General features: G+C 43.7%; 17 protein-coding genes. 9 read left to right on the forward strand and 8 right to left on the reverse strand.

The features are described 5' to 3' along the window. The first annotated feature begins 1 nt into the window (after nt 1). The 4 genes from JCM16456_RS06335 to JCM16456_RS06345 all read left to right on the forward strand — a co-directional run bounded on the left by JCM16456_RS06335 (nt 2) and on the right by JCM16456_RS06345 (nt 2,655). Complete coding sequence (locus JCM16456_RS06335; RefSeq protein ID WP_197655212.1) at nt 2-421, forward strand: hypothetical protein; 420 nt, start codon at nt 2-4, stop codon at nt 419-421. A gap of 497 nt (nt 422-918) precedes the next feature. Then, nucleotides 919-1,083, forward strand: a complete 165-nt coding sequence (locus JCM16456_RS23610) for an RHS repeat domain-containing protein (RefSeq protein WP_156430467.1) — start codon at nt 919-921, stop codon at nt 1,081-1,083. A 233-nt stretch (nt 1,084-1,316) separates the two neighbouring features. After that, nucleotides 1,317-2,216: a hypothetical protein gene (locus tag JCM16456_RS06340; protein ID WP_068713412.1), complete on the forward strand. Its 900-nt coding sequence runs from the start codon at nt 1,317-1,319 to the stop codon at nt 2,214-2,216. A 46-nt stretch (nt 2,217-2,262) separates the two neighbouring features. Further along, complete coding sequence (locus JCM16456_RS06345) at nt 2,263-2,655, forward strand: hypothetical protein (RefSeq protein ID WP_068713413.1); 393 nt, start codon at nt 2,263-2,265, stop codon at nt 2,653-2,655. 333 nt (nt 2,656-2,988) lie between these two features. On the opposite strand, the gene JCM16456_RS06350 is transcribed toward JCM16456_RS06345, so the two are convergent. From JCM16456_RS06350 to cls, 3 genes are all read right to left on the reverse strand, one after another. Then, nucleotides 2,989-4,068, reverse strand: coding sequence for an alpha/beta hydrolase (locus JCM16456_RS06350; RefSeq protein WP_068713414.1), 1,080 nt, complete (start codon nt 4,066-4,068; stop codon nt 2,989-2,991). Nucleotides 4,069-4,349: 281 nt separating this feature from the next. After that, nucleotides 4,350-5,546: a cystathionine beta-lyase gene (locus JCM16456_RS06355; RefSeq protein ID WP_068713415.1), complete on the reverse strand. Its 1,197-nt coding sequence runs from the start codon at nt 5,544-5,546 to the stop codon at nt 4,350-4,352. 65 nt (nt 5,547-5,611) lie between these two features. Further along, the gene (cls, locus tag JCM16456_RS06360; RefSeq protein ID WP_068713416.1) at nt 5,612-7,066 is read right to left on the reverse strand and encodes a cardiolipin synthase; all 1,455 of its coding nucleotides are present in this window, start codon (nt 7,064-7,066) and stop codon (nt 5,612-5,614) included. A 447-nt stretch (nt 7,067-7,513) separates the two neighbouring features. Here cls and JCM16456_RS06365 point away from each other — a divergent pair, with 447 nt between their 5' ends. From JCM16456_RS06365 to JCM16456_RS06375, 3 genes are all read left to right on the forward strand, one after another. After that, nucleotides 7,514-8,848: a sodium-dependent transporter gene (locus tag JCM16456_RS06365; protein ID WP_082712233.1), complete on the forward strand. Its 1,335-nt coding sequence runs from the start codon at nt 7,514-7,516 to the stop codon at nt 8,846-8,848. Nucleotides 8,849-8,960: 112 nt separating this feature from the next. After that, entirely contained in the window at nt 8,961-9,665 is a 705-nt protein-coding gene (locus JCM16456_RS06370; protein ID WP_068713418.1) for a TIGR01621 family pseudouridine synthase, read from the forward strand. 39 nt (nt 9,666-9,704) lie between these two features. After that, nucleotides 9,705-10,640: a class I SAM-dependent methyltransferase gene (locus JCM16456_RS06375; protein ID WP_068715933.1), complete on the forward strand. Its 936-nt coding sequence runs from the start codon at nt 9,705-9,707 to the stop codon at nt 10,638-10,640. A gap of 195 nt (nt 10,641-10,835) precedes the next feature. Here the strand turns inward: JCM16456_RS06375 and JCM16456_RS06380 are convergent, their stop codons facing one another. Then, nucleotides 10,836-11,969, reverse strand: a complete 1,134-nt coding sequence (locus JCM16456_RS06380; RefSeq protein ID WP_068713419.1) for an ABC transporter substrate-binding protein — start codon at nt 11,967-11,969, stop codon at nt 10,836-10,838. 209 nt (nt 11,970-12,178) lie between these two features. Then, complete coding sequence (locus tag JCM16456_RS06385) at nt 12,179-12,619, reverse strand: META domain-containing protein (RefSeq protein ID WP_068713420.1); 441 nt, start codon at nt 12,617-12,619, stop codon at nt 12,179-12,181. A gap of 153 nt (nt 12,620-12,772) precedes the next feature. On the opposite strand from JCM16456_RS06385, the gene JCM16456_RS06390 reads away from it, so the two are divergent. Next, the gene (locus JCM16456_RS06390; protein ID WP_068713421.1) at nt 12,773-13,021 is read left to right on the forward strand and encodes a DUF1289 domain-containing protein; all 249 of its coding nucleotides are present in this window, start codon (nt 12,773-12,775) and stop codon (nt 13,019-13,021) included. Between the two features lie 99 nt (nt 13,022-13,120). Here the strand turns inward: JCM16456_RS06390 and JCM16456_RS06395 are convergent, their stop codons facing one another. From JCM16456_RS06395 to JCM16456_RS06405, 3 genes are all read right to left on the reverse strand, one after another. Next, nucleotides 13,121-13,342 (reverse strand): hypothetical protein, encoded by a 222-nt coding sequence (locus JCM16456_RS06395; RefSeq protein WP_068713422.1) that lies wholly within the window; start codon nt 13,340-13,342, stop codon nt 13,121-13,123. Nucleotides 13,343-13,750: 408 nt separating this feature from the next. Next, nucleotides 13,751-15,010, reverse strand: a complete 1,260-nt coding sequence (locus tag JCM16456_RS06400) for an aromatic amino acid transport family protein (protein WP_068713423.1) — start codon at nt 15,008-15,010, stop codon at nt 13,751-13,753. A 333-nt stretch (nt 15,011-15,343) separates the two neighbouring features. Beyond that, a complete protein-coding gene (locus JCM16456_RS06405) occupies nt 15,344-16,543 on the reverse strand; it encodes a DEAD/DEAH box helicase (RefSeq protein WP_068713424.1) in 1,200 nt (399 codons plus the stop codon). A 348-nt stretch (nt 16,544-16,891) separates the two neighbouring features. Here JCM16456_RS06405 and JCM16456_RS06410 point away from each other — a divergent pair, with 348 nt between their 5' ends. After that, the gene (locus tag JCM16456_RS06410) at nt 16,892-17,443 is read left to right on the forward strand and encodes a flavodoxin family protein (protein WP_068713425.1); all 552 of its coding nucleotides are present in this window, start codon (nt 16,892-16,894) and stop codon (nt 17,441-17,443) included. The last annotated feature ends 252 nt before the right edge of the window (nt 17,444-17,695 follow it).

Consider the following 17,695-nt stretch of genomic DNA (forward strand, 5'->3'; position numbering starts at 1 on the left):
CATGACCAAAGAAGACGCATTTGATTTTTTATTTAAGCACCAGCCAATGCCATCAGATAAAGATTTAACTCAAGATATTATTGACAACTATGATAGGGTTAGATTGTATTTTATTGAAAATCCAGATAAAGATGCAATAGAGCTGTTTCTCCGCTCTTATGGTGATGGTGATGGTTGGGGAGTGTATCAAGTAGTAGAAGATTTCTATTATAAATGCCAAGAACGGGATGTAAAAAAAACATTAAAAAAGGTTCTTGAAGATAAAACTATTCCCGACAGCGTTAGATACTGGGTTACCCAAACAGCTGCTGCTTTTAATGACGATATGCTAAGAGATGGACTTATAGTGTCACTGAAATCTAACAATTCTGATATAAAAGAGGCTGCTGAAATGGCAATGAATTTGTTAGATGATGAATAGAAAAATTAATAACAGGGTGACGAAATGTCGGAAATAAGTAGAACACCCATAAAAAAGCAATGGAGTCAGTTCTTGTATCTTTCCGTTTGGGACTAACTTTATGATTAATAGAAAAATATAATTCAATTTAGTCTACATTATTTCTTTTAAGTGGCAGGTGCTTTCGTTATGAAAGCACCTGCCATCTTAGTGTTCTTTTTAAGCACTATTAAGACAATTCTGGTTGTCATATTCAACTGCTCGGAACCCACGCTTCCTGCGAATACCAATAGTAAAAAGGGTAGTTACCCATGCTACAAGCGGTCCACCATTAATCAATGAAAAAATTTAAATGGGACACACACCGTTAATTAAATAGTAACTTTGATTATCAATACGACAAACAGGGGTACCTCATTCGCTGGGATAACTTAGCTCATACCTGGGTTGAGCACGATTTTGACGAACAAGGGCGGGCGATTGCGACACGCTGCTCGGGAGATTTTTGGTGGGATAAAGTGCGCTATGATGATGAGCGCCATATTACTTACCACCATGATGCGTTGGGCGGGGTGGTGCAATACCATCTGGATGAGCGAAACCGAGTCATTAAAGTGGTGGCTGCCGATGGTGCTGAAACCTTGCAAGAGTGGCAAAAATTTAAATGGGACACACACCGTTAAATACAACGCCTATTCAGGGATTTAACTGGGACATTCACCTTAAAATAAGGCTCGTTTGACATCGATATCTATCAACACATTATCATACGTTTATAACGCTTTTAGTGTCGTAGATTCGCTGGCGGCACCAACAGTCAAAGTCGCCAATGGCGTTATGAGTTTGATGTCTGTGGTCGCATTCATACCGAACGTTTTTTGTATAAATCATCGTCAATAGCTCGTGTGGAAAAGTAATGAAAAAGCAAGTACAGAAAAATAAAGTACAGAAAAAGAAAGTACTCATCTGGCTAATGGTATTGTGGGTTATCGTTCTGGGAACGGCCACCTGGTTACATGCGGATGCCCCCCAATTTGGCAGCTATTTAGCGCTAACGCTGTTTCCCGTTCTGTTGTCCATCGGGCTATTTCTACTTTTTCTTGCATGCGATGAAAAAGTGATGAAAAACAAAGTAACCATTGGGCTATTGGTATTGTGGTTTATCGTTCTGGGAACGGCCACCTGGTTACATGCAGATACCCCACAATTTGGCATATATTTAGTGATAACGCTGTCACCAGTGCTGTTACCCTTAGCGAGCATTCTATTTCTAATTGCTGTTGTTTTACTGATTGAACTCTATAAGTCTGGGTTTAAGAAAGGAAAAAAACCGCGCTTTTGGGTTATCGTGTCTTTTGCCATTCCTTTATTCTGGATTCAGTTAGCCTTTGTCACCAGAGGTGCCGATCTTCCTTTTTGGTATAAACAGAATTACGCTGGGCTGCTGACGGCGGGAACAGCTCTCACTTTCTTGCTTCCTCTCATGTTATTGAAGAAACATGAAGCGGTTATGATTAAATATTGTACGCCTTTTGGTGTGCTGTTTCTTATTCTGAACCTGCTGTGTTTTGCTGAAATATGGGCGCCTTATCCTGTGAGTGTTTACACGTATCATACGAATGGGTGTTATTCTGGTACCTATCATGCTATTTCGGCAAAAGGTCCTGGCTACGATGTTGATTACACCAGATGCGATATAAAGTATGTCGATGATGCAGGTGACACCAGATATATAGATGACCTCAGTGCGTTTGGCCCTGGTGAAGGTAAGCTGTATATCCGTCACGGGTTGCTAAAGCATTATTCCCTCGATTAGCATCAGAAAACGTCCATCAGTTCAGGCCACGAATAAGGAATAAGTCATGTCTGGGGATCATATCACGATAAAAAAAGTGGATTCTTACGGAGAGGAAACGGCGACGGTGGTGGTTGACAGTGGTCAGCTATCCATCGAGGTGTTTTGTCGTCTGGGAGACTATCGTCAAGGTGATCTTACCGCGAACCTGTTACATGTTCTCGACGCTGATATCAAAGCCGCCTTTCTTTCAGACTGGCCGCAACCAACTTTTAAAGAGCAGGAGTTTATTAAACAAACGGGCCCATATTCGTATGTCGGTCGCGCAACCGCTATCGATCCAGAAAATCAAATAATAGAGGTTAAAGGCTTTAGAATTGAGGTGGGGGAGTTACCGGCAGGCGTGGGACAACTGGTTGATTTTACAATCACTCGCTTAGACCTGTGGTCGCATGATTAGCAGATTCCTTTCGATCAATAAAAGCCCATAACTGATCTGGATACGCCGTCATGGGCTTAATGTTAGCGTATCCAAACCATTCCATTCACAACATATTTATTTCCTTTACTTTCAACCGCAGCATTGACACTGGAGTTGAACCCTCGCTAGTTATCTTAAACCGCCAGTGAACATGGACGTTGCAAATGGTTGTTAGAATCACAGCCACAGGGTTGAAAGACTTTTTCCGATTGGTCATACAGAAAAATAAACATTGCCACGTGGGTTAACTCGCGTGGCAATGTTGAGCTGATGTTATTCTTGGCAGTTTAGAGCCAGTGCGCGTTTGTTGGATTAAAACGAGAAAAGCGTATTAAGATAAGTCGGGTAGATGGTTTTCCAGTTTTTATCAAAAAAGTGACCGCCGGGATGGGTGGCAACTTCTAACTGATTATCCTTAGCGAAATAACCACTGAGTTTTTTATCCAGCTTTAGGTTACTGGCATACTCATCTTCACCATAACTAATAACGATGCGTTTACCTTTTGGCGCGGCGGTATTAAACGATGTTTGATGACCTCCGGGCGAGAGTAGTAGCGCGGCCATATAGTGATCACTGTAGTCAGTAATAAGGTGTGCGCCGTGCAATGCTCCCTGTGAAAAGCCCATTAGTACCACTTTATTCGTGTTGATTGTGGTAGATTTTTTCGCCTTGGTCAGAGCGTTTTGAATCGCTAAATGGGTCGATTTTATGTCGGTGCGCGACCAACGGAAACTGTGATGGTCGAGTTTTTCTGTACCGTTAATGCCAATAAACACCACGCGTTTGCCCAAAACCTTAGCGATGCCGTCGCTTTGTTTACCTTCAGTGCCGTATCCAGAAAGCCACACTAGCACCGGCCAGCCCCCAGCGGGCGCTTTGCCTTTAGGAATATGAATAGAGGCCTGACCGGCATCTTTGGCCATCACGTCGTAGCGTGCTTTAGTGTGGATCAGCAGTTGTTTATACTCTTCACTATCACTAACGCTGGCCATTTCGTCGTCATTATTGGCGATATAATATTGCCAGAAACCACGTTTATCAGCTTCTTTGAGGTATTCTTTTGCTTGTGAGGTGATCTTGAGAGTGGCTAGTGCCGCCGCTGCCTGATAAGGGGCAAAGGCATTTTGGGGATCGCGGTTGGTGGCTGTCAGGTAATACATTAGAGCACCTGCGTAGTTACCCCATTCTGATTTTTCTGTGTCTCCCTGCTCCATAAATTTGCTGGCAGGGGCATCTTGTAGCAGCAGGTTAACCATCGGGGCGCTTGCATCCCAGCGAATATCTGCTTCGGATTTTTGTTGTGGCGGTTGTTCGTCTGCATAGCTGGCAAAAGGGGCAGTCAGCGCGAGTAATAATAATCCGGAATAACCGATACGACTAAGGTGTTTCATGTTGTCAACTCTACGATATGAGGGGAGGCTTACGCTAACATAAGTGCATAATTATGCTAAATCTGATGAGAGTGTCGTCATCCATAATGGGAAATAATGTCACAATATTTAAATTGAGGTTTGCAGTGTCGTTACATGAATCCTGTCTGCTGTAAAAGCGAAGCCGCCGAAACAAGGCTAAAAGCTAAAGAATGGAAAGTTGTTGGACAAAATACGACGATACAGCTGATATAAAAAAGAGCGCCGTAGCGCTCTTTAACTTTCTGTTTTCTTCAAGAAGATTAAGCTTCTTGCGCAAGCACTTCTTGGTAGATTTTTAGTGCGGAGTCTAAGTCTGCAATAAGATCGTCGGTTTCTTCCAAACCAATATGTAAACGAATCAACGTGCCGGCAAAGTGCGGGTTGGCAACCGTACGTAGCACATCAAAACTCTTTGGCTCATTCGCTAAGGCTAAGCTTTCAAATCCGCCCCAAGAATAACCCATGCTGAAATGGGTTAGGTTATCTAAAAAAGCGGTTGTCGCTTTTGGACAACTCTGTTTGAGCACAAACGAGAATAGCCCGTTGCCGCCAGTAAAATCGCGTTTAAAGAACTCATGGCCTGGGTTGGTTTCTAATGCCGGATGGCGAACTTCTGCTACTTGAGGATGCTGCTCAAGCCATTTGGCAACTTTGAGGCTGCTTGCTTGGTGCTGCTGTAAACGTACGCCAAGAGTACGAATGCCGCGCATGGCAAGGTAAGCATCATCAGGAGAGACGCATTGACCCATCAAATAGCTTTGTTCACGCAGTTGATCCCAATAAGGAGCTGATGCAACAGCGGTGCCTAGCATCACATCTGAGTGACCCACGATGTATTTGGTTGCAGCTTGAATTGAAATATCGACACCATGTTTAAACGGGTCGAAATTAACCCCAGCAGCCCAAGTATTATCCAACATCACAACGATGTCGTGCTCATGAGCAATACGTGACAGGGTAGGGATGTCTTGCACTTCCATAGTGATAGAACCAGGCGATTCAGTAAACAGCACCTTAGTATTAGGTTGAATCAGATCTCGGATACCTTCACCAATCATTGGATCATAGTAAGTGGTTTCCACACCAAGCTTTTTCAGCATGATATTACAAAAATCACGAGTGGGTTCGTAACAGGTATCAACCATCAAAACATGGTCACCGGTGCTGACAAACGACAAAATAGAGTTGGTGATGGCGGCTGCTCCGCAAGGGAATAGTGCGCATCCTGCGCCACCTTCCAGTTCAACCATCGCTTCTTGAAGCGCAAAGTGCGTGGTGGTGCCTCGACGTCCATAAAAAAGCGCTTTATTGGCACGATTGACGGTGGCTTGATGTTTTTGAGCTACAGAATCAAATACAACGGTGGAAGCGCGCTGTACCGGTGGGTTAACCACGCCTTGTGTCCATTTTTTATTGCGGCCTGCGGTGACAAACTGTGTCTTCTTACCTTCTGACATTGGCTGTCCTTGTCTAACTAATGATGTAAAACATGGGCGGCTTCAAGGCCGACCCATCTGAAAAATTACAGCAGTGGACTAAAGAGATAGAACAGTCGTTCTTTAAAGCGATGTCCTAGGGAGCGTTGTTTCCATTGCTTAGCATCAATCGTTTTGGATTGACGCATATAGTCGCACTGTTGCCAGTAGAGCTGTTTGGTAAATTGTTCATCATCGACAGCAAGGGTCAACTCAAAATTGAGCCACAGGCTACGCATATCGATGTTAACGGTACCGATTAAGCAGAATTTCTGGTCGATCACAACCGATTTAGTATGCAGCAGGCCCCCATGAAATTCATGAATTCGAACGCCTGCCAGCATCAGTTCTTCATAGAACGCACGTGATGCCCACTGCACCATGTAAGAGTCATTTTTTTCTGGCAAGATAATGTCAACGGATACCCCGCGCTGCGCGGTCATCTTGATGGTGGCAAGAAGATCGGCGCTAGGAACAAAGTAAGGCGTTGTAATACAAACCGATTTCCTAGCCTGATGCATCGCCAGCGTGAGCACTTGAGAAATTAAGTTTTCTGGCATGCCAGGGCCTGATGGCACCACCTGAATCGGATGATGATGTTCAAGCGGATCAAGCTGACACTCAGGAATCGCGGGTAGGCGACGTTCTCCAGTCTCAAATTCCCAGTCCCAAGCATGAATGGCAGACAGCACATTGACCGTGGGTCCCGTCACTCTCACAAACACATCGATCCACTGTCCCACGCCCGAGTCTTGCTTGAAGTAGGCAGGGTCGACCATATTCATTGACCCTGTATACGCAATTTTTTCATCAATCACAATGATTTTTCTGTGCTGACGTAGATCCAATCGATTTAAGAAAATGCGCAATACGTTGACATGCATGACTTCGACTAAGTGAATATCTGCCTCACGCATCATATTGACCCAGTGACTACGAAAGAAGCGAGCACTGCCTGCGGAATCGAGAAGTAGCTTTACCTCCACACCTCGTCTAGCGGCACGGATTAATGCCGATGCCACTGCATCAGTAAGTCCACCGGGGTGCCAGATATAAAACACCATGTAAATACTCGTTTGTGCCGATTCAATATCTTTGATGACGGAATTGAGAATATCACTAGGCGAATTCTGCAGAGTCAGAGTGTTACCGCTTAATGCTGGGATGCCCATTCGATGGTTACACAACTCATCTATTTTAGTGATGTGAGCACCCATACCTTGTGGATTATGCGCTTGGCAATCCATAAGGGAGCGAAACCATTGCTCAAAAGGTGCGAACATGACTTTTGCTCGCTCAGCACGTTTTCTTCCGAGGTTCAGTTCGCCAAATAAGAAGTAACAGAGCACGCCCACGATAGGAATGATGTAGATAATCATCAACCATGAGAGAGAAACACTGACGGCCTTGCGTTTTAGTACCACTCGCAAAGTTACCCCAGCCACTAACAGCCAGTATATTCCAATGCCAACTAAAGTAAGTATGTGATAAATCTGTTCCATGCGTCACTGTTCTGAAAGTGTTCAACTCTGTGATAGTAAAGCGAATGCGTAAGCATAGGAAGAGCGCTGCCATGTTTTCTTACCATTCTTATACAAACTTTGTTTTTTCCAGTAAATATTTTGATTGGGAACGCATTCAATAGTGTTTAGATGCGTGTTATTAGCGTGATTATCACTCGTTATATTCGCACGAAAGAGGTGTAGACAATTATGGTTGAAATGGGGAAATGGCGAGAGGGTAATGCATGATATGAGCAAAAAAACAGCACTTAAACATTAAAAGCGCGGCTAATGCAGGAATTTACACTGTTCGGGCTTCCAATTTTAGCGGCTAACTGGTCTACTTGCCATATTAACGGTGCCACTTCACTTTTTAAAAGGTGTAAATAAAAATATACACATAAAATTTTGGCACACCATTCCACACAACATATTTGGTATACACATATGGCGAGTAGTTCAAGAAGCCAATTTAGTTCGAGATTTGGATTTATCATGGCGGCTGCTGGGTCGGCAGTCGGTTTGGGTAACGTTTGGGGGTTCCCAACGCAAGCAGCAAGTAATGGTGGGGCGGTCTTTTTGATTGTCTACTTATGCATGGTGTTTTTGCTTGCTTATCCTATGTTAGTGGCAGAGATGACCATTGGGCGTTATGGACAATCTAATGCGATTCGTTCGTTTCGTGCCGGCTGGCCGAAGGGACAACTCGGCGCAATTTTACTGGGTATTGTTGGCCTAGTGGTGGTATCACTTATTTTGAGCTTCTACGCGATTGTTGCCGGTTGGCTGATGGGGTCGTTTGCAGATAGCGGAATGAATTTGTTTGGTATTCACGACCACAGTCATTGGTTAACTACCTTTAGTACTTCGCGTAACTTGATTCTTATGGTGACCTTTATGTTACTTACCATGTACGTGGTACGTAATGGGGTGGCTGATGGTATCGAGAAATGGTCAACTCGGTTAATGCCATTGTTGTTCATTCTCTTTTTCGTCCTAACGGCGTATATATTTACGCAAGATGGAGCGATGGAAGGTTTGAAGATGTATCTCATCCCAGACTTATCGCACCTAACGCCAGAATTGTGTGTAAGCGCCATGGGACAAGCGTTCTTCTCTCTTTCGCTCGGGGTGTGCGTTATGACAACGTACGGCTCTTATTTAAAGAAAGACGCCAATATTCCTAAAACGGCTGCTCAAGTTGCGTTGATTGATACCGGTGTGGCTTTCACCGCAGGTTTGATGGTATTACCTGCTATGTTCGTAGCAAAACAGAATGGCGTGCAAATTTTTTCTGATACTGGAGCACTGCTTAACTCGGATACATTGGTGTTTGATGTACTGCCTGCCATGTTCAATACCATGGGGATTGTCGGTGCATTGGTTGGTGCGATTTTCTTCTTACTGATGATCATTGCTGCGCTAACTTCATCCATTTCAATGTTAGAAGTGCCAGTGTCATGTGCGACAGAGGAGCTAAAACTGAGTCGTAACAAAGCGGTATTATTGATTGGTGGTTTGATTACCTTAGTTTCAGCTATCGTCGTTGTTAATTTCTCTGATTTATTTGGTTTAGTTGTTACCTTTACCACGGTTTATTCACAACCTATCATCGCCCTCTTGATTACGTTGATTGTGGGCTGGATCTGGAACCGTAACCAAATCCTTGGCGAGTTAAAACAAGGTTGTCCTGATATTGAGCAGGGTTGGTTCTGGAAAATATGGCCATGGTATGTGCGCGTGGTTTGTCCAATTTTAATGTTGCTTGTGTTCTTTGCTTAAGAACTGCGCATTAAAGAGAAAAAGCTGCCGATGAGGCAGCTTTTTTTATGGCTGACTTACTGACCTTTTAGGCGACATAGGTATAATTGGCAGCCTATTACAGAGAGGTCTTATGTTTGATATCGTCTACACTCATGCGGATTTTGTGTTAATCAACAAACATCCAAACGTCTCCGTTCATAAAGACGATGGCGATGTAATGTTGTTGCAAGAAGTGGCCGCAGCTACGGGAGATGAACATCTTTACCTCGTACATCGACTCGATAAGATGACCTCTGGATTGTTACTGCTGGCGCGCAGTGCAGAAGCGGCCAGTTTGCTTTCTGGCTTGTTTGCACAACGTGCAATGCAGAAGTTTTATTTGGCCATTGGCAGTAAAAAACCGAAGAAAAAGCAAGGATTGGTCAGTGGCGATATGGAACGGTCGCGCCGTTCTGCGTGGAAGCTTGTCACAACGCAGAATAATCCAGCCATCACGCAATTTCTCTCTGCGGCTGGCGAACCTGGTGAACGACTGTTTATTTGTAAGCCCTATACCGGTAAAACGCATCAGATTCGAGTGGCCCTCAAATCCGTGGGGTCAGCGATTTTGGGCGACCCAATTTATAACCCAACGAGCCAAGCTGACCGTGGTTACTTACACGCATTCGCGATGCGTTTTGATTACCAAGGAGAGACGCTCTCTTTTGTTTGTGATCCAAGGCAATTCACCGCGTGCGGTAGTAAATGGCAGGAATCGACAGTGAGCCAAGGAATTGATGCATGGTTATCGCCTTGGGAACTTAATTGGCCAACGTTAAAAGTATTTTCAAAATAAGGACCCTTTATGCAGGATCTTTCCTCTACTGATGCCGGAATGCAGGTCAGCGCATTACCTGCTTTTTTCAGCCATGTTACTCAGCAGCTTGCCACAATGACTGATGAAGTGAGACGTCTATTTCATGGTCGTGGTCGCCAATGGCCGGGGTTAGAGCAATTAACCTGTGATTGGTTAGGTGGGCAATTGGTCGTCAACTTGTTTAAACCTGTTGATGATGAGTTTATGCAAGCGCTCGTCATGGGCTTAGTGTCATTGAGTGAGAGCGAGCAGTGGCAGACGGTGCAAGGCACGTCAATGACGGTTCAACATCGTTATGCCGATGGTGCGCCAGCGCAGGTGGTCGTGGGAGAACTAGAGTCTCGCCCTGTTGTGGTGGAAAACGGTTTGCAATACCAACTTGATTTGGGCCGTAACCAAAATATGGGCCTGTTTTTAGACATGCGCTTGGGTCGTCAATGGGTTCAAGAGCATGCCAAACAGAAAAATGTTCTTAACTTATTTTCGTACACTTGTGGTTTTTCTGTTGCGGCGATTGCTGGTGGGGCGGACCAAGTGATCAATGTTGATATGGCGAAAGCGTCGTTGTCAAAAGGACGAGAGAATCATCGTCTTAATGATCATAACCTGAATCAAGTGAAATTTTGGGCACACGATATTTTCAAATCGTGGGGCAAAATTAAGAAAAGCGGCCCTTATGATTTGATCATTATCGACCCACCATCGTTTCAAAAGGGCAGTTTTGCACTCACTAAGGATTATCAAAAGATTTTACGCCGTTTACCCGATTTACTCAGTGAACAAGGGGAGGTGTTAGCGTGCGTCAACTCACCTGCGGTTCGAGAAGATTTTCTTATTGATGGCATGGCCGAACAAGCGCCAGAGTTAACATTCCGTCGTCGATTAGACAATCCAGTTGAGTTCGCTGATATTGATGATCAGGCTGCGTTAAAAGTATTGCTGTTTAGCCGCTAAGCGGAAACGGCAGTTGCGCCGACCAATACATTCTCGCTGAAACAGCATCTTGAGGTTACTTGGGTATAGTATAAAAATACGACGATAAAAAACGCCGATTCTACTGTAGAGTCGGCGCTTTCTTATGGTCGTTCCCTTAGACCAATCACTATCTATCGCTACGCTGGGGATCAACGCTTAAACAGCAACTTGAGGTTACTTGGGGATATACCGTTTTATCCATGCTTCATTTAGTGCTCTTGCCCAAGAGGGGTCTGGAGCCGTGATCGGATAGTAGGTGGATACGTGTTTGACTGCACCAGTAAGTGACTCGCTGCGCAGTATTGAAAGGTCGCCCCATACACTGATCATCCCCTTGCGGCTTTGTGCTTCTGGGCTAAGTAGAAAATTAATCGTGACCAAAGCGCCTTCTTTTGCTTGTGCCGCTGATGGGATGGCTAAGTAATGGATAACCGTGAGCGCGCCTCTGTCCATGGAGTAAACTTTAGTGCTCAGTGGCAAATGTCCTTTCGATTGCGCGTCGTACAGCATATTGGTATTAAAAGTTGGAATTAGGTCAATTTTATTTTGCGCTAGCATCTTCATCATTGCTGTGGCACTGGTAGGAAACACTTTTCCTTGTCGCCATAAATAAGGGTGCAAATCGTCTAAATAACGCCATAGAGGTGCAGTTAGCGCGGCAAAGTCTGCATCGTTAACAGGCTGTTGTAACGCGGGGTTGTTATTGGTAAGTTCAATCAGCAACGCTTGCAGAAATTGGGTTCCTAAAAACTGCTTGGGACTCGGATAAGCAATTCTGCCGGGAAATGCACGCGCATAACTCAGCAGTTCATGGTAGTTTTGCGGGGGATTATAGAGCCGTTTACTGTCGTAAATATAAGCCAATTGACCCATTCCCCATGGTGCTTCTAAACCTAAAGTTGTTAAAGCTGCATCTTGTTCTATTGGTAAAGATTGATCGACATAACTCCAGTTAGGTAACTGTTCTACGAATGGTCCATACAGCATAGCGTTGTTGCGTAAGTGCGCGAATGAAGATCCACTGAGCCAAAATACATCTGCTTTTGCCTTCAAGGGGGCGGAAAGATCTTGAATAACGGCATTAAAGTCATGAATAGGATGAATACGCAAAACTATTTGATAGCGAGTATGCAAAATTGATGCGCTCCATTTTAGATAGTTGATTGCATCAGAGCTTCCTGCTGGAAGATAAAAATCGACGACTTGACCTTGGGCGTTCTCTGTTATTTCACTCCAAGTTTGCGCATGTGCGGGAAGAGTGAATAGCAACATCAAAGATAAATAGATTGTTCGGATCTTGCCCCACATAGCAACTCCTTGTGGTGGGTGGAAATCGTTTTAATTCATCGTATACATGAAATTAGCAAAAAAACGTCCAGAGGGAGAGGTTCATAAGCTGCTGCTTGAAGTATGCGCTATAGCACGATATTTACGCAGGTGGGAGCATATAAATGAGAGGTAGATTAAAAAAGCAGCTCTAGGCTGCTTTTTATTTAAGAGGATTAAGGTTTTAGATATTACTTTTGAGCAACTTCTTGGAATTCCAAAGTGTGAACGTCGTTTTTAAGAGTAAGAATGTTCTCTTTTAACGTCATATGATTCCAATCCCCTAGGCTTTGCTGAACCAAAAACTCATTATCCATGACGTCGCCAATACACATTTTCATGGTCATTGACATTTTTTCAATGCGGAATTTATTTTTCTTTTTGAGTTCGCCTTGGCCGAAGAAATCATTACAGCCGGCGTTGCCACTTGCCATCATTTTCTCACCAAATTGGAGAAATGGTTTGGTATCGCGAGGGCTTGGTTTAACCGCTTGGTCGTCCACCTTTACTAGTTGCCAACGGTGGCCTTCAAGATCTTTCTCGGTGATAGGGGCATCGCCGTGATTGGCACAACCACTCAAAACAAGTGCACAGGCCGTTGCGGCTAGCAATGATTTTGAACTAAGCTTCATAGTAAATTACTCCAAATTCAGGCAGTGTGACCAGTATATGCACTTAGTCAGATAGTTTGTCAGTGTATCGTTATGGTTTGCTTTTATCATGACGTTACGCTGGTGTTATTCAGACATTCGTCAGTAATTGATGACCTTTGAGCAGATAACATTATGGAACAGTTAGAATTTTTTACAGTCCCAAGCCCTTGTGTCGGTGTCTGTACCGTCGATGAAAAGGGCTATTGCCAAGGCTGTATGCGTAAGCGCGATGAGCGGTTCAATTGGCTAACTATGTCCCCAGCTCAGCAACTGCATGTTATCAAGTTATGCAAACAACGTTATCGCCGTAAAATATCACAAAGTCAGGCTCAGCCCGAGAAAACTCATCAATCAGAGAGCCCACAACAAGAGTTATTTTAAATTTTTGGGCGAGCATCAAACTTTACGCTAATTGCGTTTTAGAAAGGGAACAATAGGGAAATGGAGACCGCCATTATTACATGGCGGTCATATGATTAATTACTCAGCAGGATTCCAGCGGTCACTCACCCAACCACCGACTTTTTCGTCAAAATGTACTCCAGCAAATTGCACTTTGGGCTCAGCATGTTGAACTCGAGCTTCAGGGTTAGCCATGATATTAAAAATATAATCCGCCATGGGATCGGTATGTGGCGTTTGGTTACGGGTTGCTACTTCTTTGATCATTTGTAAGCGATAGGTTTTGCTGGCGCGTTTCATTTCATTAACCTCCTAGTTTTTTGCAACGGGTAGATCAAAGTTAGATCTGTCACTAGGGAAGGTCAACACAAGGGAAGGAGTATATTTTCTAATGCGTAATACGCCTAAATTTGAGCTAACACACTGGAAAATGGGAAATGTCAGATGAAATTTTAGTCGATAAGGACCTCAATAACGGTGAATGTCTCACCAAGATGGTGATTTTATCAACACTAACGCACCAGTTTAATGCATTAAAAAGCACTGCATAATAACGTTATACCATGAGTTGCATTACAAATTGATAACACGAGATGCCAAATGTCACAATACTTTTTGTTGGCTACGAAACGAAATTGTGCGGATGATTGTACTTTTTATGTATGCCGATTTTCTTCACATTCAGAAAATCGGCATAGTTTGAAGGTGTTAAAACAGTAGATTATACAAAATTGCAGAGACAGCTAAGGCGCCTGTAAGCAGGATAAAATAGGTGCTGATATCTGAGCGGTATCGATTCAATGCCGGTACTTTAAATACTGCTAGCATTGGCATCAAAAAGAGTATCATCGCAATCACAGGACCTGATAACGCTTCCATCATTCCTAAAATACTCGGGTTCATGACGGCTGCAATCCAAATAGAGACAAACAAAATAGCAATACCCAGTTTATCTGCCTGTTTAGGTTGCAATTTTAAGTGTTTGGATAAAAGACCATTAATGCTTTCACGTGCGCCCAAAAAATGCCCCAAGAAAGAGGAAGTAATCGCAACAAACGCGACCAATGGACCTAGGCTTGCGATAAACGGGTTATCGGTGACATTTGCAAGATAGGTTAATACCGAGATATTTTGATCTTTTGCTTGCGCAAGCTGTGCTGGAGTAAGAGAGAATACACAAGAAAAAACGAACAACAACACGAAGATAATCAGTAACACGCTGGTATTACGTAGAATTCGTTCTGACTTTTCAACCGCTTCATGATGATAGTGACGACGTTGAGTGTTGGCGAAGCTGGAAATGGCTGCAGCGTGGCTAAATGAGAAGACCACTACAGGGATTGCCAGCCAAACTGTGCGGCCGAAATCAGACCATGCGGGTACGGATAAATTCGGCGCTTGCCAGTACGGGATAAGATAGAAAGACAACGCGAGCAGGGTGGCTGCTAATGGATACACCATGGCGGCAAAAGCGCGTAGCATTAATTTTTCCCCACCAAGCATAATGGCGATCAGAACAAAAATCATTGAACCAGAGAGTAACCAACGCTCAGGTGAGGCAAAGCCAGCCTGGTTGACTAAAAAGCTGTCTACCGTATTGGTTAGCCCAACACCATAAATAAGAAGAATTGGGAAAATTGACAAGAAGTACAACCACGAGATCAAGCGTCCTGCTTTAGGACCAAAGTGCTCATCAACTACGTCTGTAAAGTCGGTTGGTTCTTGCTTTGATGACAACACAAAACGGGCCAGACCGCGATGCGCTAAGTAGGTCATTGGTAAGGCAAGAATTGCCATAATGATTAATGGCCAAAATCCACCGATGCCAAGGTTAATAGGTAAAAAGAGAATACCTGCACCTACGGCAGTACCAAACAGGCTTAACAGCCAGTGCGTGTCGTGCTTTGTCCAAGTGCTAGATGGGTTTTTGGATATGCTAAAGTTGGTTGTTTCTTGAGACTCTTTCACTGATATACCGCTAATTGTGAAATTTAATGCGGAAGATACTACTACTTTCAGAATATATGGTCATATAAGTAACCTAGTTAGATTCTCTATGATAAAAAAACATCCCTTCCCGCAATAACCTGTTTTTTAATAAAAAGCAGTGGTTTATTCTAATTATAAATTAATTATTGGTTTAATTATCTAAATTTTAACCATAAATCAGAATTCAAGAGTTTGCCTATTTATTGTTCACAGAGTTTTTTACCCTGTTGCAACTGAGGCGGAGGAAAAAAAGAGAAAAATGGTGGCAGTATTATATGCCAACAGCTCAGTACGGAGCTGTTGGCGAGAAGGTTATTCTGCGTCTTTCTTTGGACGTTTATTTTTAGGGACGTAATTCAAAATGGAAATCGGTACGGGTTTTTTCGGTGTAAAACCTGCCACTTCTCGGCGTTCTAAAAGATGACCAAGACGACTTTCAATCATACAAAGATTTTTAAAGTTATCTTTAGAAACCAAAGAAATGGCTTCACCTTTGGCGTCTGCTCGTCCAGTTCGACCGATGCGGTGGATATACTCATCAGCAGGGAATGGTAAATCGTAGTTTATGACACGTTCGAGTTGGTCGATGTCGATACCACGTGCACCTACGCCAGTCGCGATCAGATAGGCTATCTCACCAGCTTTAAACTGTTCTAGCAATTGATTACGTACTGCTTGACTACGTCCGCTGTGAAACGCTTCGGCATGAATACCGCGTTTGGCTAACTGATCGGATAGCTTGGCCGCACCGTGTTTGGTTTCAATGAAAATTAACGCTTGTTTCCATTGGTTTTCTTTAATGAGATGACTCAGTAGAGCCGATTTGGTGTCTTTATCTACAGTAATGATCCACTGCTCGATGTTGGCTTTGGAAGCATCTTTCGCCGCAATGCTGATTTCGTGTGCATCATGTACCGCTGAGCGGGCTAAGTCTCGCACCTTATTAGACAGTGTTGCTGAAAAGAGCAACTGTTGTATTTCTTCTGGTAAGCGGTCCAAAATTTTGTTGATGTCGTCGATAAAGCCCATATCGAGCATTCGGTCTGCTTCATCAAGAACCACGGTTTCAATTTCTTCAAAATGGACAGCATGTTGGCCATATAAGTCAAGTAAACGCCCAGGGGTTGCCACCAAAATATCGCGACCTTCGATTAAAGCTTGTTTTTGGCTTTTATCGTCTACACCGCCGAAGGCAGCCATACCTTTAAGAGTGGTATAGCGACAGTAATCTTCAATCGATTTCGCCACCTGAACCGCCAGTTCACGCGTCGGAACCAAAATCAGCGCACGAACTCGTTTTTTGCGCTGTGTTTCTCCTTGGCGTAAGCGTTCGATGATGGGTAACAAATAGGCACCGGTTTTACCTGTACCTGTTTGTGACGCGGCAATCACATTTTTGCCCGCTAGAATCGGTGGAATGGCTTGATTCTGAATGCGAGTTGGTTTTGGGTAGTTCAGCGCTTTAAGTGCTTGAATTACGGTTTGGCTTAAGCCAAGTTGTTCAAATGACATAACATGCTCAATAAGTAATATCCGCGTTAGCGGAAATCACATCGGCTGATAGCTAGCGTTTATTTCGCTGTTATCGAACCCATGTGAGTGAATACAAAATAGGGTGTCGCAATTGGCGGCGACTATACCATATCTCTAAGCCTGAGCTGCATAAAAGCGAGCGTTTCAGCATAAAATCCCGATGTAAACATCTTCATTCTAGTGAGTAAACTTACCAAAAGGTGAGCTACCCACTTTTTTGTAGGTAATTGCTGTGTATGCTAACTAAGAGTTAGTATGTGACGTGTTGGCTAGAGAAAGAAGCGAACTATTCTCTGCCTGTTTTTTACAATAATAGGGGTTCTTTACATGAGTAATACCGTCGTTGTTTATTTTTCAGGATATGGTCACACCAAGAAAGTGGCTGAGTTTGTTGCCAAAGGTGCTAACGCAAAACTGATTGCGGTCAGCGCAGAAGGTGACATTACTGATGCCGATTGGGATACGTTAAATGCCGCTGATGCGATTATTTTTGGTGCGCCAACTTATATGGGTAACTACCCATGGCAATTCAAAAAATTCGCTGATGCATCGTCTAAAATTTGGTTTAATCAGGGTTGGAAAGATAAAGTCTTTGGTGGGTTTAGTAACAGTGCAAGCCTAAATGGAGACAAGCAAGTTACCTTGATCGCACTGCAGACACTTGCCTCACAACACGGTGGTATTTGGGTAAGCCTTGGTTTGCCACCATCAAATACGCAAGCGGCAACCCGCCAAGATGTGAATAACTTAGGTGCGTCCGTTGGCGTGTTGGTACAGTCTCCATCTGATGCTGGTGATGAAGCCATTCCTGCTGGCGATTTAGAAACCGCACGTCTGTATGGTGAACGCGTTGCCGCTGTTGCTGCGCGTCTAAAATAGCGTTTGCACACGCAAATGAATCTGTTGTTTGATATCAAAGCCGGTGCCTTGCATCGGCTTTTTAGTCTCACCTCATAAGGCATTTTTACGCCTCATTTCTTACCGATTCTTCTTCGGTTATGGCGAATGTTTGAAATTTTGAACTAGTACCGAACCATCTTAGAAAAAAAGGTCGCTTGCGACTGAGGTACGCCGTTTTATTAAGTTTTGTTTACGCGATATTGGCTTTAATACCTTTCATGATGAATAAGG

Source organism: Vibrio tritonius, from assembly GCF_001547935.1.
In the GTDB taxonomy this organism is placed as follows: domain Bacteria; phylum Pseudomonadota; class Gammaproteobacteria; order Enterobacterales; family Vibrionaceae; genus Vibrio; species Vibrio tritonius.

Excerpts from the sequence above, each read along its gene's own strand:
- JCM16456_RS06335 (WP_197655212.1), top strand. The coding sequence starts at position 2 with ATGACCAAAGAAGACGCATTTGATTTTTTATTTAAGCACCAGCCAATG.
- JCM16456_RS06340 (WP_068713412.1), top strand. The coding sequence starts at position 1,317 with ATGAAAAAGCAAGTACAGAAAAATAAAGTACAGAAAAAGAAAGTACTC.
- JCM16456_RS06345 (WP_068713413.1), top strand. The coding sequence starts at position 2,263 with ATGTCTGGGGATCATATCACGATAAAAAAAGTGGATTCTTACGGAGAG.
- JCM16456_RS06350 (WP_068713414.1), bottom strand. The coding sequence starts at position 4,068 with ATGAAACACCTTAGTCGTATCGGTTATTCCGGATTATTATTACTCGCG.
- JCM16456_RS06355 (WP_068713415.1), bottom strand. The coding sequence starts at position 5,546 with ATGTCAGAAGGTAAGAAGACACAGTTTGTCACCGCAGGCCGCAATAAA.
- cls (WP_068713416.1), bottom strand. The coding sequence starts at position 7,066 with ATGGAACAGATTTATCACATACTTACTTTAGTTGGCATTGGAATATAC.
- JCM16456_RS06365 (WP_082712233.1), top strand. The coding sequence starts at position 7,514 with ATGGCGAGTAGTTCAAGAAGCCAATTTAGTTCGAGATTTGGATTTATC.
- JCM16456_RS06370 (WP_068713418.1), top strand. The coding sequence starts at position 8,961 with ATGTTTGATATCGTCTACACTCATGCGGATTTTGTGTTAATCAACAAA.
- JCM16456_RS06375 (WP_068715933.1), top strand. The coding sequence starts at position 9,705 with ATGCAGGTCAGCGCATTACCTGCTTTTTTCAGCCATGTTACTCAGCAG.
- JCM16456_RS06380 (WP_068713419.1), bottom strand. The coding sequence starts at position 11,969 with ATGTGGGGCAAGATCCGAACAATCTATTTATCTTTGATGTTGCTATTC.
- JCM16456_RS06385 (WP_068713420.1), bottom strand. The coding sequence starts at position 12,619 with ATGAAGCTTAGTTCAAAATCATTGCTAGCCGCAACGGCCTGTGCACTT.
- JCM16456_RS06390 (WP_068713421.1), top strand. The coding sequence starts at position 12,773 with ATGGAACAGTTAGAATTTTTTACAGTCCCAAGCCCTTGTGTCGGTGTC.
- JCM16456_RS06395 (WP_068713422.1), bottom strand. The coding sequence starts at position 13,342 with ATGAAACGCGCCAGCAAAACCTATCGCTTACAAATGATCAAAGAAGTA.
- JCM16456_RS06405 (WP_068713424.1), bottom strand. The coding sequence starts at position 16,543 with ATGTCATTTGAACAACTTGGCTTAAGCCAAACCGTAATTCAAGCACTT.
- JCM16456_RS06410 (WP_068713425.1), top strand. The coding sequence starts at position 16,892 with ATGAGTAATACCGTCGTTGTTTATTTTTCAGGATATGGTCACACCAAG.